Here is a 16,501-nt window from a genome sequence, read left to right on the forward strand (position 1 = left end):
TTAGTATTGGCCGCCTTAGCGGATCGACAGCATCAACGAGACCAACCACGAGATGATCTGATCTGCCAACAGAAAGAATAAGCTAGCCGCAATAACGAGCACCAGAACCATGATGGTGGAAACGACCACCTCGTTGCGTCCGGGCCAAGTAACCTTGGAAACTTCCGTGCGGACCTGTTGAAAAAAATAATCGGGTTCGTACGGGCCATAAGCAGAATCAACTCGTTTGAGTTTTAATGCAAAACCAAAGGCCGCGCAGTTAACCGCACGGCTGGAAATGGGGTATCTAGAGAAGTTACGCGTCAAATGCAACAGTTGGCATCGGAAATTATCCCCAAATTGTGCACGCAGCAACTGTAGATGGTCGCTGACGAGACAATTTCAAGTCATCGGCGCTCAAATCCGGAGAAGAGGTCAACCGGGGCGGCGGCGTTGCACCGCAGCTTTACCCTGCCCCACCTTACGCCGCCAATTTCGATAGGGCGCGTAGGAACTGGGCTTCAGGGGATGGAGCACCTGCCCCATGAAACCGGGCGCCATGTCATCGGACACGCCAAGGGCAATGTCGCAAGGACCGGGTACACGACGGGTGCCGAACATCAGGTCGATAAATGAGAACACGGTGGTGAAATTGGTGTTGAAGGCCGCCGGATCAAGTGCGTGGTGCCAACGATGCATGGCGGGGGATACGAAAATCTTGCCGAAGATCTTGCCATAGGTCCACGGCAAGTCGGCGTGGATGAAGGCGCCATAATAGTGACGGACCAGCCCGTTGACCAAAATAGCGTAAGGCGGCAGGCCGAGGGCCATCAAAATGGTCGCGTCTATAATGAAGGTGGAAAGCCGATTGAACGGATGAAACCGGAATATGGCCAGCCAGGTCATGGCCGTGTCGCTGTGATGAATGGCATGGGAGGGCCAGAGGAGCGTCGTGTGCTCCAGCCGATGCCGCCAATATCCGATCATGTCACCTAAGAACACGGCCAACAGCGCGACGACGGCAGGTGGGGCGGCAAGCCAAATCGCTGCGAGCGCATGGGTCGGGCCGAACTGCTGGACGATCCCTGCCATGGCGAGTGAAATGAGAACAAGAACGGGCGCCACCAGTGCTGCGTCCAACGTCAACATCAGCACCGCAATTTTGGATTCGGGCGCGTAGTTCCTGATATCGGCAATGACGCTACGCCCTTTGGTTGCCAGGGCAAGCAGAATGAAAACGGGCAAGGGAAGCAGCGCATAGATCACCTGACCCAATTGCTGGCCTGCGTAATTCCAAATGTCCTGCATCCAATTGATTCCCAAAATTCGATAGAAATGCATTTTGATCGCAAAACTATTGCGATTTGATCAATCGAGAAGATCAGCATGGCAACCCAGCCGGGCGGGGTCCGGTCGCTAGGACATCCCTGCCCTTTTGATAGTGCTATTGCCGCTCTGATAGAAAAAGGTGATTTTCCGCGCCTGCAGAAGCGTAGGCACCGCTTCACGGAACTTACATCTACGCCCCTCTCCCACGAACAGCGAGCACCCAATGGTCATTTTTCAGCAAGACAGCGCAACCAATACGCCGCAGCAAAGGAGACTTTATGCAATATACGAGCTGTTTTACACACTCGTCGATGCGATGGCGGCCATTCTGTTTTTGATCGGGTCGGTTCTGTTTTTTTACGATTCGCTACAAACGCCGGCTATCTGGCTGTTTGTCTGTGGATCTGCCTGCTTCGCCCTGAAGCCCGTATTGCGGGTGGTGCGAGAATTTCACCTACTCGCGCTTGGCGACATCGACTCGCTTGCAGATCGATATCAATAGAAGCGGTTAACTAATTGAGGTTCTCTTGAGCAAACCACCTGACTTTTTTGCGGCCCTGACAGTCGGCTCAGCATTGCTGCTCGAGTGGCTGGCCCCCCTGAACCTCCTGCCGGACCGGGCATTCCTCAGCCCTGTTGTGCCAATAGGTACCGGAATTGCCGTCGCTGGACTCGGATTGGAAATTCTTGCGGCGCGCGTACTTGTTGGGGCGGGCACAACGGCACGTCCATTTCGTGAACCAAGCAAACTGGTGACCAACGGTATTTTCTTGATCAGCAGGAACCCATTTTACATCGGAATGATACTGCTGATCAGTGGAACTATGGTCGCGTTCAGCCTGGACTGGGTTGTCTTAACGATACCCGTTTTCTGGTTTGCGCTGGACCGAATGGTAGTGCCGATAAAGGAGCAACAACTCCTTGAAGCGTTTGGTTCCAGATATCAGGCATATGCTCAGAAAACACCGCGGTGGCTGTTCCGCCGTTCGACGGTTCGACCACGATGAGACGAGCAATCAAATGAATGATGGACTTAGGCCTGGCAGGGGCGGGGGGACTCGAACCCACGACCCTCGGTTTTGGAGACCGATGCTCTACCAACTGAGCTACACCCCTGCAGGCGATGCCGTGTCTAGTCGGAAAGCTGGCTATGTGCAAGGCCCAGTTGTGTGCTTAGGCCCATATATGCGGAATCAAGGGGATCGCCGTCAGGAGCAGACCGATCAAGGCAATCATGAAAGCCACAGATCGCCATGGACTCAGTGCCTTGAGATAACAGACAACATGACCCACCCGACCAATCAAAAACAGAGACGCGCCAACGAGCGACAGCCACCCCTGCTCACCCAGAACAATGGACAGCACGGACAAAGTCAGGAACACGGGCAAGGTTTCATGGAAATTTCGCAGGGCGTTTTGGGCACGCGATAATTTTGGCGTTGGCGGGGGAGGTTATCCCGTGGCCCCATCTGCGATTCAGGGCCAACTTGATCAACCAGATATTTTCCCGGCAGAAACGCCTGAAATAACGCCAGAATAAGAACGAGAAAAATAATCAGCAGCATAAATCGTTTTCCAGCTAAGAAGTCTCAGCCAAGTTTGCCCTGCCGCGCCTCTATCTGCAATGGTGCATGTTTACACCTTGCGAAAGAGGCGCGCTAAATCTCTACCCCGCCGTGTTCAGAAATTGAATCCGGCAAGTCACCCAAACTGTTGAACCAAGTGGCATTTGGACGGGTTCTACGTCGAAAGGCTGAATCGAAAAAATCGACTGTTGAAGGCATACTGTGATGGGCCGGTTGGGAACCGGGTTCACCATATGGCAGTTTTGTAAAACTGCAGATGGACAGGCGATCAAAATTGATATTCGCTAGCTGAGCGAGCAAGGGAGAGCGAGCGATGAAACCCATGACGGATACAATTCTCGAGGGTGTCAAACCATCGGACTTTCGGCACATGCAGGACATCAGCGAAGGGCGCCTTGGCGCGCTTGGTATGGATGTCGTCGACAGGCTGGTTGCCAACGGTTGGGTGCAGCCGGTATCGGGGACTTATCTTATTACGTTGACCGGGCGTACTTTGATGGATCATCCGCGCGGTGCGCGCGCCTGAAGGGCTAATTAAATGCGAAACTGAGGCGCAGTTAGTTTAGAAAAACCGTGACTGCGTCGCCACGGCCTTCGGCATCAATGACCGAGAGTGTAACGTAGCCCGGACCATCTGGGGTCCAGCTTTCCTGCCGACCAAATTCGGCGTGGCCAAACGGGGCGCCATTGGCAAGGAAGGTAAACGGTGGCACGCCGTTGCGCACTTTGACGAACAAAGGTGCCGCTGCTCCGGTAGCCAAGCCAAGATCGACCTCCACCCCATTGGTGGGGAAGGCAATTTGAGGCGCCGCATCACGCGCCACCATATCATCATCGGGATGCCGGAATCGGCGCAGCGGCGCTGGCAGTTCGGTATTTGACGCAAGAATGGCCCCGGACGGCGGACGCGGCAGCGGTGCGCGGCGGCTACCCAGCCGATCAAAACTTTCAAAAAGGATTGGAGCGGCGCCCGTAATGCCGGTGAGGCCGGGTACGGGTGCGCCATCGGGTCGGCCGACCCAAACGCCAACGACGGTTTTGCCGTCAAAGCCGATGGCCCAGGCGTCGCGATAACCATATGAGGTTCCAGTCTTGTAGGCGATGCGGCCGGGAGAGCCATTTAGTGGTGGCGGCACGTCGGCAAGAATATCGGAAACGTACCACGCCGCGACAGGATCGAGCACCGGCATGGTGAGGGGTGATTTGGGTGTCGGTTCGGGCGCGATGCCGTCCTCAAGCCGAACGGATTTACCGCCGTTGGCAAGGGCTGCATAGACCGAAACCAGATCATGCAGGGTAATGCCGACGCCGCCTAGGCCAACTGCAAGACTGGGCGCTGTATCGACCGGAAGGCGCGGTTCGGCGTAGGCGCGGCGCAAGCGGGCGACAAGGCGGGCCGGACCGACAGCGTCAAGCACGACGATAGCGGGAATATTGAGTGACTGGGTGAGCGCATCATGGATAGACACCGTGCCACGATTGAAGCCATCAAAATTAACCGGGATATAGCTGCCAAAGGCGGTCGGGCGATCTTCAATCAGGCTTTGCGGATGGGCAAGGCCTAGTTCGAAGGCAAGGCCATAAATCAGGGGTTTCAGGGTCGATCCGGGCGAGCGGACGGCATTTGTCATGTCGAGAAAGCCGTCGCTTTGCGTGTCAAAGAGACCGGCGGAGCCGACCGAGGCGAGGACTTTGCCGGTGGCTATGTCGGCGGCGACGATACCGACCGAGACTTTGGGGTCCAGACGCCGAGCGCGGGTGGCGCCGAGATGCTCGAGGGCGTCTTGCAGGCGACGATCAATCGTCAGAGGAATTGTGCGGGCCAGTGGCTGGGCCTTGACCGCCTGTTGGGCCATATGGGCAGCGAGCATGGGGAATTCGCGGCGCGCTTTGGGGACTGGTTCGAGCTTGGCAGCGCGGGCTTCCTCAAGGCTGATGGTGCCCGATTGGGCCAAACGGTCGAGGACCATGTTGCGGCTATTGCGGGCGGCGGCTGGGTCACGGTCGGGTCGACGGGCCTCGGGCGACTGGGGCAAGGCCACAAGCAAGGCTGATTGTGCAGTAGTCAGGCGGTTTGGCTCCTTGCCGAAATACGCAAGGCTGGCGGCGCGGATGCCTTCAATGTTGCCACCGTAGGGAGCAAGGGTAAGGTAAAGATCAAGGATCTGATCCTTGCTGAGGCGGTGTTCCAGCTGGTCGGCGTGGACCATCTGGCGCAGCTTTCCCCATAGATTGCGGGTGGGTTCGCCCTCCACGAGCCGGGCGACCTGCATGGTGAGGGTCGATCCACCCGACACGACGTGGCCGCCGGCGGCGACAAACTGGGCGGCGGCGCGGAACATGGAAGACCATTCGATGCCGCCGTGGGTGGCAAAGCCGCGATCCTCGTAGGCCAGGAGCATCGCGATGAATTGCGGATCGACGTCGGTGCGATTGACTGGCAGGCGCCAGCGACCTTCAGCAGTGGTGAAGGGGCGCAACAGTTGGCCGGAACGATCAACAACGGCGACCGAGACCGGCATTTGGTTGAGATTTGGCGTGGCGGGTAGTTTGTTGGTGATGTCGATGAGGATCGAATTGAGTTGGATGGCGCCGGCGGCCACAAGGACGAACAGCGAGAACGCGGCAAGGACGAGCCGCCGCGCCCAAGGGCGCAGCGGGGTTTCGCTGTTTGTTGGGCCGGGCTTGTTCATGGCCCGGTCGCGGTAACCTCAAGCGTGCCTGAGGCAGTATTGGCCCGGAACTGGGGTCGATACATGTCTTCGACGGTGGCGCCTGGGAGGACGAAATTACCCGGCGATACGGCGCGGACCAGATAGGCCGTGGTTATGCTGGGTCTTTCGGTCGAATAGCGGAAGGCGGCGATATATTGATCGGTGCGCGATTCTACATGGTTGGGCTGATTGAGCTTGAGCCAACGATAGTCGGCGGCCCCGCCACCCGCTGAGAGGTCTGGGTTTTCGATTTCAAAACCAGCCGGCAGCGGATCAGCGACCAGATATTGGCCGGAACCAAGGTTTTCGGGCTGGATGGTGAGCACCACAACCAGACGGGTATTTTGAGCAACCGGGGTCAATTCCGGGTCGACCCGAGAGCCGTCGGGCAAGAAATACTCGCGCGACAAGGCAAAGCCATTGCTGGTGGCATCTGGCGGGGTGGTTGGGTAGCCCGAAACAGTGACATTGACCTCGGTTTCAGCGTCACCCTCGTTGGCAATTTCATGAGCGGTGAAGCCGGTTCGGTCAAAGCGACGATAGAGCGGGCCTGTCAGCGCCTCACCATCCAGAGTGATAGAGCCTTGCGTGCTGTTTTCGCCGAGAGCGGCGGCAGCCAGGAGCGTCCAGCTGTCTTCCTGAGTGGAGGTATAAAGAATGGCATCACGTAGATTTCCGAGCTTTTTTGCCAAAGATACCAGGTCGACATTGTTCGGGCTGAATTCGGCAGCCAGCGCCAGAACACCGGCGGTGTCGCGCAGGCGACTGCCATAGTCGGAGCGGTAGCCTGTACTGTCTTTTTTCCCTTCAAGACCGGCGAGCGCAGCTGTAAAGGCGACGGCGGCACGCTGGTTGTCGCCATAAAGGGCAAGGGCGGCGCCAAGTTGGGCCTGAGCCAGTGGCGAGCCGAAGGCGTTTAGCCGGGCTTCGACATAATAGCGCAAATCACCCATGGATGCCCGCCCTGCCCGCGCCAGATCATAAAGCGCATAGGCCACGTCCTCGCCGCCATTGTCGAAATCGGAAGCATAGGAAAGCTGGTTGGCCAAATTATCGAGCGCCATGTTGAGCGCCAATTCGGGCACCACATATCCCTGTGCCTTGGCGCGCAGGAGGAAATCGGTGACGTAGCCGTCAAGCCAGGGATCGCCACCGCTAAAGGGTCCCCAAAGGCCAAAACCGCCGCCCGAAGTCTGTTTGGAGAGCAGACTGGCAATGGCATCGACAACGGTCTGGTTGAGTTTGGAATCTTCATCCAGCCCCATCAACCGTGCAACATCGTTGAGGTAGAGTAGAGGCAAGGCGCGACTGGAGGTTTGTTCAGCGCAACCATAGGGGTAGCGGTCCAGCGCGACCAGCAATCCGGGGACGTCGAGCCGCGCAATTGGGCCGACAGCCAAAGTCATCAAGGCGTCATCGGCGATGTAGCCATCGAAGAATCCATCGTCGATGGTGAGCCTCTCCCCGGCCTTGAGTGGCAGGAGTCGACTGGTCGTCACCATGGCGCTGGCGGGACGCACACCAAGGGTCAGTTCCTTGGTTTGAGTGGTCCCGTCAGGCGCCGTCAGAGTGAGAACGAGCGGCCAATCGCCTAGCGCTGTGCCGGTTAGCGACAGATCAAGGCTGGTTCTTGCGCCTTGTTCGAGATCAACATCGGACGCAGTGGCAGTCGTTGTCATGCCTTGGCCGGTCAAGAGATCAACCTTATAGGCTCCGGCGGCACCACCAACATTGTTGACCTCAACCAAAAGCCGGGACTGATCGCCAATGCGCAGAAAGCGCGGCGGGCTGAGAGTGACAACGACCGGATCACGCACGATCACATCGGCTGAGGCGTGTCCGACGGCAGTATCCGTCCAGGCCATGGCCATGACGCGTACCGTACCCGCAAAATCAGGCATGTCGAAATTTACGGTCGCGTTGCCATCGGCATCGACTTCAACGATACCCGAATGAAGTGCCACGAGCACCGAAGTGGGCGGTGGTGTGCCAAGTCGCGCAGCGGCACCGTCGCCGCCCGAACGCATGGCGCCAGTCAAACCCTGGGTCGGATCAATCAGTTGGCCATACAGGTCGCGCACTTCAACACCGAGTTGACGCTGACCGAAATACCAGTCGTCGGGGCTTGGAACCTTGAAGTTCGTGAGGTTGAGAATGCCCAAATCAACTGCGGCGACCGCGACATAGGCTTGCTGACCCGCGGCCAGATTGCCCAGTTTGATGGAGGCGGAAAAACTTTGGCGGGGCAGCGAAACGCGCGGGGTTTCAAGCGCTACGTCCAGCTTGCGGTCGCCGGGATCGACGTCGGCAAATGCTAGGCCCAGAGCTCTGGATGGCATCCGCTTTTCGGCAGCATTGGCGGGTCGGTAAAGAACCGCCGTGACATAGGCGCCCGGCCCCCAATCATCCGTTACAGGCAGGTCGATGGTCGTGCCACCGTCGGGCACGTCAACCGTTTGCATATTGATGATGGTATGGTCCATGACCATGACCAGCGCTGTACCGGCAAATTGCGGATCGAGCTTGAGCTGTGCCGTTTCGCCGACGCGATACGAGGTCTTGTCGAGAGCAACCTGCAGCGTGTCGGGCGTATCGCTACCGGCGTCGGCGTAATAGTAACCAGCGTAAAATTCGTAGCTAGACGAGGTCGCGTCAGAGCCGGTGGTTTCGACTTCGATCTGATAGCGGCCCCAATCGACGTTGGCGCCTATGGTCACCGGGCCACCCGCAGGCGTATCGGCGGTACCAGCGGCAACTTTATTGGTGGTGGAAATGGCTTCCCACTTCCAGGTGCTGCCGTCGCTATACCATTGATAGTTCGTTTTGATCCGCGAAAGCGTCCAGTTAAGCCCATCGGCGGCAACTGCTGTTCCGTCTGGCGCAACCACGACGATTTCGAATTTCGCTTCACTTCCTTCAGCCAAGCCAGTTGGGTCGGAAAAGACTGGCTTGATGCCGATTCGATTGCCATCGGCCAGCAAGGGACGCGTCAAGCTGCGTTCAAGCGTGCGGCCATTGGTATCCACAAGTCGGAAAAGCAACTGGGCGTCAAGCGGCCGCGTAGTCGCCTGTGGTTCAGGGATGGTCAATTCGGCCACGGCATCGCCAGATTCGTCCGTGGTGGCGACGATGCCCAAAGGTTCCCGGCTGGTTTCGATGGTGTCATCAAGGCGGCCAAACGTGTAGCCGGGAAAACCCTTCAGAGATGTACGTGGGGTCAAAACGACGTCCGCTTCGACATCAAGATCGGGGGCTGTGGCGCCGTAGAGATATTTGGCGTTCAAATCCACATGGCTAACGGCGCCAGCCGCGAGCGGAACATCCGGGGCGTTCAATTCAAACGCCAACCTTTCGGGTTCGAAATCTTCGACCAGAAAGGCAGTTGTCGCCAATGCCTCGGCTTTTGGATCAGCATAGAGGCGGAGAGTCCAGGAACCGCGCATGGCTTCTTCGACCATTGGAAGGGCGACAAAATAGCCCCCGGCGCCGCTATCCTTGAGAACCTGCTTCCTGGCAACGACGCCATCGGGGCGCTCAACTTCGAGCGTCAGAGGCATATCGGGCACGGTTTTTGCCTGCGCGTCACGCAGCAGAGCCGTTAAAAAAACGGTTTCGCCCGGGCGATAGACGCCGCGTTCAGTGGTTGCAAACAGATCAAGGGGGCCAGGGGACGGACGGCCTTCGACGCCGCGATCCGTCAAGTCAAAGGCGGGTTTGGACAGATCGAGGAAGGCATAGTCGCCGTCGCCGGTTTCGGCAGTCAACAGCTGGGGTGCCCTGCCCCCCATGCCGCGCGAGAGGCCGGGCGCAAAGGTCGCGCGCCCGTTAGCGTCGGTCGTGGCCTGACCAAGGATGTCGTTATTAACGGCAACCAGCCGCACGGTTGCGCCTGCTATCGGAGCGGCATCGCCCAGGCCGCGCACGAAGGCGCTGATCCCATCATCGCCAGCGAAAGTGGTCAGGCCCAGATCGGTCACGATGAACCATTGAGTCGCCATTTCGGTCCAATATTCGCTCTGCTGACCTTTGACGCGTGCAGTAATGACGTAGGCACCCGCCGCCATATCACCAAGCGTGTCCGCAACCGGAATTGCCGTTGTGGTCATGTCATTGGGCTGGCCCTGGGCCAAATCGACCTCACCGGACCAAACCTGCTGCCCGACTCTGTCGGCGATGTCCTCGGCTGAATATTGGGTCAAATTGCCCTGAAAGATGCTGTCGCGAACGGCGGTGGCAATAGCGCGGTCACCAATGCGATAGATCATGACGTCGGCAGTTTGTGCGTTGACCGAGGTGATCGGCAGACCGCCACCCAATCCGGCGGGCATCACATAGGCGTTGTTGGCGAAGCCGACAAATGGCGTGCGATCGGGGACATAAACATCGAGATCAACGTCCTTGGCCAGCGTCTCCCCATCGGCGGAGGGTAGACCGGCCCGCAGGCGGATGGCATAGCGGGCGCCGTGGGCTACACCATCGACGCAAATCTGGTTTTGTTCAGTTTCCACCGCGACCTGGGGCGCATTTTCAACGACGACAAATGCCGACAGATCATCGCCGAGCGCCAGGGGATTTGAAAACACGGCGCAGATACGTGGCGCGGCCGACTCTGCGTCAACGACGTGATCAACCACGCGAAAGCCGTGTAGCGCGACGATTTTTTCTAGATGTGCGGCAATTTTTTGACTATCTGCCAACCGCTGCGACAGGCGATAGGTGGCAATGACCTCGCGCCAGTTTTGGCGATATTCCATGCCCGCGGCTAGAGACGCCAGCGCATTGGCACGGTTTTTCGGCTTTTCGGCGCGCAAGAAAGCGTTCATTGCCGCCGATGTCGCGGTGGCTCCCAATTCATAGCTGTTGTCGCCGCTGGATTTGCCTGCAACGGCGGCAGCGCGCGCCAATGTTGAATCCGCCAAGGCCTGCCACACCGCAAAACCGTTGGCGTTGATTGCCAAGGCTTGCCTGTAGGCGGTGCTTGCGCCCGCCGGGTTGCCCGCCGCCACGGCCAGATTGCCAGTTTCGATCAGATCGGCGTAACTGGTATTGGGCGGCGGCGCGTCAGACTGCGGCAATTCGCGCGCAAGCCGTTTGGCAGCGTCAATCAGGCTGCCGGCCGGAAACGGCAATTCGGCGCGGCGCAGGGATTCGATGGTTTGATCGGAGGGCGCGCGGACAACAATGCCCGAGATGGCACCATCAAACGGCGTCGCATCGCCTACGCTACCTTTTAAAAAGCACCAGTTGGAGCGCTGATTGAAGGTGAAGGCATGGCAAATATTGTCCCCGACGCACGCGGCACTGCATGCGTTCTGATCGGTATTTTTAATGATGGCATAGTCGGCGCCGGGCAGGTCAATATTTTCCTGCTGGTCAACCTGGGGCTCCGCCGCAGAGGCATTGGTCAGGGCAAAGCCCATGACAACGACGATGGACAAATACAACCAACGGATCGAGCTAACCCACTGCAACATCATGGCCTCCCGTGTGCATCGGTCGCTATTAGGGAGCGTGAACGCAACGAATGCAAGAGTGCAATGGGGTATGGATAAAATTGCGCCGATCAAAAGAGCGGCGGATTAACCGGGATTACAGCAATGGCGCGCACCCGCGCTTTGGACCGGGCGCAAAAGGTGCGCCCAGTCGGGTTCGCCTCGTACTACAGACCTGCTCCTGCGTAGATCTCGTCAAAGCGCTGCTGTGGCTTCCGTGGCACTTTTACGGCCTTTGCGGCGTCCAGATTGGCTAGGTCATCACCAACGAAGACCATGCCAATCATGCCCATGGCAAAGTGCGGTGTGCATTTGAAGCCATAGGCGCCGGGCACATCAAACGTCATGGTGAACGGCTGGCTGATCTTGCCTTTGAACGCCTCAACCCCCTCGGGCAGCATCCCCTTGATGCTCTCAACGTCATGACCCTTGTCGGTCGGCACGAAATTGACGGTGTCGCCGGGCTGGATTTTAACGAACGCAGGCTCGAACACCATGGCACCGGCCGCGCCCTTGTTGAGCATCTTAATTTCAAATTCGGCCGCGAACGCTGGCGCGAGTGTCAAACCGACGAGTCCGAGGGCGACGATGGCGGTTTTTATGACGGTGCGCATATCAATTCTCCTTGCAATTGCGGCGCCCAAATGGGTCCGACTGGTTGGGCTTTTAGGCGCGAGCCGTTGACAGTTCTTTGACTTGGGTCAATCAAATCAAAAATTTCTTAAACGCGATATTTGTTTGCGCTTGATCAAAGATCATTGCGCAACCGAGGATTAAACGTCCGTCATCGAGCAAGCGTTGTGTCGTGCTCAAGACGAAGGAAAATGAAATGGAAAATCGTTCCGTACTCTCCCGGCGTGCTTTACTGGCTGGGGCTGCTGCCATCGGCACTGTTGCTCAATTATCAACAATACTGACGGCTTCTGCTAAAGAAGTAATGACCCCGGCTGCCGAAACCAACGTTGCTGGGCTCAAACGAGAGAAAGTTGAACTAGTTGCGCCGCCATTTGTGCATGCACATGAGCAAATGGCGACCGGTGGGCCCAAAATCGTCGAGTTCACCCTGGTGGTCGAAGAAAAGCAGCATGTTGTCGATGACGAGGGCACAACGCTATGGGCGATGACCTTCAACGGGACAGTGCCCGGACCACTGATGGTTGTGCACGAGGGCGATTATGTGGAACTGACGCTGGTCAATCCAGACACCAACCAATTGGGTCATAACATCGACTTTCATGCTGCCACCGGCGCGCTGGGTGGTGGCGCTTTGACCGAGGTGAGCCCCGGCCAGAAAGCCGTATTGCGGTTCAAGGCCACGCGCTCTGGCGTGTTCGTATATCACTGTGCCCCTGCGGGCATGGTACCCTGGCACGTTACATCCGGGATGAACGGCGCAATCATGGTGTTGCCGCGCGAAGGGCTGACCGACGGCAACGGCACTACGCTGCACTATGACCGGGTCTATTATGTCGGTGAGCAGGACTTTTACGTGCCCAAGGATGAAACCGGCGCTTACAAGCAGTATGAGAGCGTTGTCGAGGGCTATGACGATGCCCTGACAGCGATGCGCACATTGACGCCAAGTCATGTGGTGTTCAATGGCCGCGTGGGCGCACTGACCGGTGAGAACGCGCTGACAGCAGCAGTCGGTGAAACTGTACTGGTCGTACACTCTCAGGCTAATCGCGATACTCGACCGCATTTGATCGGGGGGCATGGCGATTATGTCTGGCCGGGCGGCAAGTTTGGCAATGCACCCGATGTTGGACTGGAAACCTGGTTTGTCCCCGGAGGGGCCGCGGGCGCCGCACTCTATACCTTCCGACAACCAGGTATTTACGCCTATGTGAACCACAATTTGATCGAGGCGTTCGAGCTGGGTGCCGCTGGGCATTTCAAGGTTATCGGCGACTGGGACGACGATCTGATGACCGGGGTGATTGCCCCGAGCCCCATCTAGCAGAGGCCAGTGGTAGGCGCCGCCGGAACGGTGGCGTCCACCCAAATCTGATGGAGCGTGCGATGACGGCAGTGGCAAAGATTCTGACCGCGATTACAAATTCCGTCGCTTTGCCGGCTGTGATTCTGCTGGCGGGCCTGGTGGGGATCGGTTGGCAGCTGGATCTGCCGCGATTTGTGCGCCCACCGACATTGCCGTCGCCCGAAACTGTCACGATTGCGCCCACCGAGTTCAGATATCACGCCTATGGGCAGTATTTCCGGGACGGCGTGCCAATCGATCCACCTGTGATGGTGGACCGCTTGGCCGCACCGCTAACAATCATGAAATATCAGGTAAGTCGGAGCGACTACGCGCGTTGCGTCGGTGCAAACGCCTGTTCAGCCGCCGAGCCGCGCACCATTGGCCAAGGCAATGTGCCAGTGACGGGCGTCAATTATGATGATGCGATGCGTTATGCCGACTGGCTATCGGCGCAAACAGGGGAACAATGGACCTTGCCTGACGACAGGCAATGGGTGTTTGCGGCTGGTGTCGATTTTCGCCAAGACAGTCTCGACATCGCCGAGGATCGCGCCAACCCTGCCCTGCGTTGGTTGGCCAATTATGAAAAGGAAGCCGCCAGATCCAGCACGTTGGACCGCGTGCCAATGCCCCTTGGCACTATTGAGCCAAACCAGAACGGTTTGGCCGATGTTGCCGGTAATGTATGGGAATGGACGCAAAGTTGCTATCGCACTGTGCACGTGGACGAATTGGGCAGGCGGATCAGCGAAACCAGCTCATGCACGATCAAGATGGTGGCTGGCGAGCATCGGGCCCCGATTAGCTATTTCGTTCGTGATGCGCGCGGGGGTGGCTGCTCGGTTGGCGTCCCGCCGGCAAATTTGGGTTTCCGACTGGTGCGACGTTCACAGTGGTATGAACGGTTAACCGGCCTGCTGCCTTGGTCCGCTGCCCCTATCTGAGGGTATGGCGGCTTGCCCAATACCCTCGGAACCCTCTATGAGGTAGGGCGGTGTTTGGGGAAAAGGGCTTCGGTTTGGCAGAAGTTGATCGCAGTTTGGTGCGTGCGTTACCGCTATTTGAAAAAATGAGCGATGCGGATCTGGACGTATTGCTGCAGCGGGCCAGTCTGCGCCGGGTTGTTGTCGATGAAGCCGTCTTTGAGCAAGGCCAGCCAGCCACGGCGTTCTTTGTGTTGTTGCACGGGCGACTGAAGGTCAATCAGATTACCAGTGATGGTCAGCAAATTATTGTTCGCATGGTCAACCCCGGTGACATTTTCGGCTTCGCCAAGGCGTTGCAACGAAGCGATTATCCCGGCACGCCGACAGCGGCAGTCGAAAGCCTTGTGTTGAGCTGGCCCAATACTGATTGGGACATGTTCATGGAAAAGAATCCACACATGGCCATCAACACAATGCACGCCATTGGCCAACGCCTGCAGGAAGCCCATACGCGCATACGCGAGATGTCGACTGAGGAAGTCGAGCGCCGGGTCGCGCACGCCGTACTGCGCCTGATCGGTCAGGCTGGCAAAAAGGAAGACAAGGGCATTCGCATCGATTTTCCTATTTCGCGACAAGACATCGCTGAAATGACCGGCACCACCCTGCATACTGTTTCGCGGATATTGAGCGCGTGGGAGGCAAAGGGGTTGGTGGAAGGTGGACGCCAAAAGCTATTGGTGCGCGATGCCCACGCGCTTCAGGTGCTGGCGGACCGTTCGGCCGACTAGCCGATCAGCGCGTCTTGTCATCAATAGCGGCTGAAATTGAGGCCATTAGAGTTGGTACATCCAAACCATGGGCCAGTGCGGCGTCGTACAAGGAATGCAGGCGACCAACCGGGCAGCCAACACAGAGCATATGGTGGTGAATGAAGACCGGTATGGCGTTTGGCCATTGCCGCATCACGTCGTCGACACTCATATCGGCGTTCGGCTCCTCACGCACCTGAATATCCTCCAGCAAAATATCCTTCAGACAACATCGCGAAAAATCGCGCGTCGTTGCGCTAGCGCAAGGACGGCGTGAAATCGCCCACCTAAACCAAGCGTCGAACAATTTCAGGAATCGGCGCAATGGCAGCAACAATTGAAGGTCAACCAAGGCGCCAGCCAGTGCCGCGCGGCATAGCGCGCACCGGGCCAGTCCTGTTTTCCTATGGATTTCGGCCGTTTTTTCTGACGGCTGGTTTATGGGCAATTGCCGCGATGGGGCTGTGGATTGGCGCCCTGATCCTCGACTGGCCGGTCGGTGGAAGTTTTGGGGCGCCCAACTGGCACGCCCACGAAATGCTGTTTGGATATACGTCGGCGGCACTTGCAGGTTTTTTGCTAACGGCGGTGCCAAACTGGACCGGCAGGTTGCCGGTTTCGGGTACCCCACTAATAGGTTTGTTTTCCGTTTGGATAGCCGGGCGACTGGCAATGCTTTGGCCAGATGCGCTGCCGCCTTATTTCGCTGTGGTTATCGATGCAGCATTTTTGCCCTTGCTGCTGGCAATTTGTGCGCGTGAAATCGTTGCCGGACGTAAGTGGAAGGATGTCAAAATCCTGGCTGGTGTCGGGGCGTTGGCACTGGCCAACATTGGCTACCATGCCGTGGCCGCCAACGGTGGCGACATTGGCATGGCCAACCGGGCGGCCATCAGCGCCTACATCATGCTGATCAGCATCATGGGTGGACGGGTTGTTCCCAGCTTTACCCGCAACTGGCTGGCGAAACGGGGCAAGACCGCCCTGCCCGCGCCTTTCTCCCGATTTGATACCGTTGTGTTGCTAATCGCTTTGCTGGCGCTGATCGGTTGGACGGTTGCCCCAGATGCAGTTTGGGTTGCGGCACTGGCCGCAACTGCGGGCGTATTGCATGGTATTCGGCTGGCGCGGTGGCGCGGTTGGAAAACCTGGGGCGAAAAACTGGTGTCGGTTCTCCATGTCGGCTACAGCTTTGTTCCGTTAGGATTTTTTGGCATTACTCTAGCCCAGATGGGTTGGCTAAACGCCATTTCGGCCTTGCATCTTTTCACTGTGGGAGCGATCGGGGTGATGACGCTGGCCGTCATGACACGCGCAACACGTGGGCACACGGGTCTGCCGCTGGCAGCCTCAAAAACCACAGCCATCAGCTACGGCCTGTTAATTCTCGCCGCAATCGCCCGTCCGCTGGTTGATGTCTGGCCAGACCTGACCGTGGAGCTATTGGCAATCGCCGGCACTTTCTGGATTCTTGCATTTGTACTCTACGCACTGGAATACGCGCCGATCCTCCTTCGGCGTCGAAGGGAACGCGGCGAATAGGGAGCAATCAATCATTTCGGATTTTTTTGGAATGCGCAGATTGGTCTGATCAAGACCAGCCTCGATTGATTCAAGTTTATAGCTGGTCGGGCGCTGCCGACGAACAATCCGAACCTCCGGTCTAAGCAGCTTTTTCC

The 16,501-nt window shown here is 57.7% G+C and carries 15 protein-coding genes and 1 tRNA gene; 7 read left to right on the plus strand and 9 right to left on the minus strand.

From position 1 onward, the window contains the following. Nucleotides 1-15: 15 nt before the first annotated feature. Both secE and PSQ90_RS00520 read right to left on the minus strand, forming a co-directional pair. Nucleotides 16-354: a preprotein translocase subunit SecE gene (secE, locus tag PSQ90_RS17080; protein WP_407648142.1), complete on the minus strand. Its 339-nt coding sequence runs from the start codon at nt 352-354 to the stop codon at nt 16-18. A gap of 60 nt (nt 355-414) precedes the next feature. Beyond that, nucleotides 415-1,287, minus strand: a complete 873-nt coding sequence (locus PSQ90_RS00520) for a sterol desaturase family protein (RefSeq protein WP_282211500.1) — start codon at nt 1,285-1,287, stop codon at nt 415-417. A 244-nt stretch (nt 1,288-1,531) separates the two neighbouring features. Between PSQ90_RS00520 and PSQ90_RS00525 the strand changes: the two genes are divergently transcribed. After that, nucleotides 1,532-1,810, plus strand: a complete 279-nt coding sequence (locus PSQ90_RS00525) for a YrhK family protein (protein WP_282211501.1) — start codon at nt 1,532-1,534, stop codon at nt 1,808-1,810. Between the two features lie 25 nt (nt 1,811-1,835). Further along, on the plus strand, nt 1,836-2,315 hold the full coding sequence (locus tag PSQ90_RS00530) for a methyltransferase family protein (protein ID WP_282211502.1): 480 nt from the start codon (nt 1,836-1,838) through the stop codon (nt 2,313-2,315). A 33-nt stretch (nt 2,316-2,348) separates the two neighbouring features. Here PSQ90_RS00530 and PSQ90_RS00535 read toward each other — a convergent pair. The 3 genes from PSQ90_RS00535 to PSQ90_RS00545 all read right to left on the minus strand — a co-directional run bounded on the left by PSQ90_RS00535 (nt 2,349) and on the right by PSQ90_RS00545 (nt 2,873). Beyond that, a tRNA-Trp gene (locus PSQ90_RS00535) sits at nt 2,349-2,424 on the minus strand. A 57-nt stretch (nt 2,425-2,481) separates the two neighbouring features. Continuing rightward, the gene (locus PSQ90_RS00540) at nt 2,482-2,697 is read right to left on the minus strand and encodes an MAPEG family protein (protein ID WP_328517516.1); all 216 of its coding nucleotides are present in this window, start codon (nt 2,695-2,697) and stop codon (nt 2,482-2,484) included. After that, nucleotides 2,682-2,873 (minus strand): hypothetical protein, encoded by a 192-nt coding sequence (locus PSQ90_RS00545; protein ID WP_282211504.1) that lies wholly within the window; start codon nt 2,871-2,873, stop codon nt 2,682-2,684. Before PSQ90_RS00545 ends, PSQ90_RS00540 begins: the two co-directional genes overlap by 16 nt. Before the next feature lie 334 nt (nt 2,874-3,207). On the opposite strand from PSQ90_RS00545, the gene PSQ90_RS00550 reads away from it, so the two are divergent. Beyond that, nucleotides 3,208-3,420, plus strand: coding sequence for a hypothetical protein (locus PSQ90_RS00550; RefSeq protein ID WP_282211505.1), 213 nt, complete (start codon nt 3,208-3,210; stop codon nt 3,418-3,420). Between the two features lie 31 nt (nt 3,421-3,451). Here the strand turns inward: PSQ90_RS00550 and pbpC are convergent, their stop codons facing one another. The 3 genes from pbpC to PSQ90_RS00565 form a co-directional block, all read right to left on the minus strand. After that, nucleotides 3,452-5,587, minus strand: a complete 2,136-nt coding sequence (gene pbpC / locus PSQ90_RS00555) for a penicillin-binding protein 1C (RefSeq protein WP_282211506.1) — start codon at nt 5,585-5,587, stop codon at nt 3,452-3,454. Further along, on the minus strand, nt 5,584-11,085 hold the full coding sequence (locus PSQ90_RS00560; RefSeq protein ID WP_282211507.1) for an MG2 domain-containing protein: 5,502 nt from the start codon (nt 11,083-11,085) through the stop codon (nt 5,584-5,586). Before PSQ90_RS00560 ends, pbpC begins: the two co-directional genes overlap by 4 nt. A gap of 182 nt (nt 11,086-11,267) precedes the next feature. Next, entirely contained in the window at nt 11,268-11,714 is a 447-nt protein-coding gene (locus tag PSQ90_RS00565; protein WP_282211508.1) for a pseudoazurin, read from the minus strand. Nucleotides 11,715-11,929: 215 nt separating this feature from the next. Here PSQ90_RS00565 and nirK point away from each other — a divergent pair, with 215 nt between their 5' ends. The 3 genes from nirK (at nt 11,930) to PSQ90_RS00580 (ending at nt 14,801) form a co-directional block, all read left to right on the plus strand. After that, nucleotides 11,930-13,060, plus strand: coding sequence for a copper-containing nitrite reductase (gene nirK, locus PSQ90_RS00570; protein WP_282211509.1), 1,131 nt, complete (start codon nt 11,930-11,932; stop codon nt 13,058-13,060). A gap of 62 nt (nt 13,061-13,122) precedes the next feature. Beyond that, nucleotides 13,123-14,028 carry an SUMF1/EgtB/PvdO family nonheme iron enzyme gene (locus PSQ90_RS00575; RefSeq protein ID WP_282211510.1) on the plus strand — a complete coding sequence of 302 codons (906 nt, stop codon included), beginning with the start codon at nt 13,123-13,125 and terminating at the stop codon, nt 14,026-14,028. A 125-nt stretch (nt 14,029-14,153) separates the two neighbouring features. Next, a complete protein-coding gene (locus PSQ90_RS00580) occupies nt 14,154-14,801 on the plus strand; it encodes a Crp/Fnr family transcriptional regulator (RefSeq protein ID WP_282213118.1) in 648 nt (215 codons plus the stop codon). Between the two features lie 4 nt (nt 14,802-14,805). Here PSQ90_RS00580 and PSQ90_RS00585 read toward each other — a convergent pair whose 3' ends face one another. Beyond that, nucleotides 14,806-15,018 carry a DUF1858 domain-containing protein gene (locus tag PSQ90_RS00585; protein ID WP_282211511.1) on the minus strand — a complete coding sequence of 71 codons (213 nt, stop codon included), beginning with the start codon at nt 15,016-15,018 and terminating at the stop codon, nt 14,806-14,808. A gap of 128 nt (nt 15,019-15,146) precedes the next feature. Between PSQ90_RS00585 and PSQ90_RS00590 the strand changes: the two genes are divergently transcribed. Then, nucleotides 15,147-16,364, plus strand: coding sequence for an NnrS family protein (locus PSQ90_RS00590; protein ID WP_282211512.1), 1,218 nt, complete (start codon nt 15,147-15,149; stop codon nt 16,362-16,364). The last annotated feature ends 137 nt before the right edge of the window (nt 16,365-16,501 follow it).

The organism is Devosia rhodophyticola, from assembly GCF_028816475.1.
Taxonomy (GTDB): domain Bacteria; phylum Pseudomonadota; class Alphaproteobacteria; order Rhizobiales; family Devosiaceae; genus Devosia; species Devosia rhodophyticola.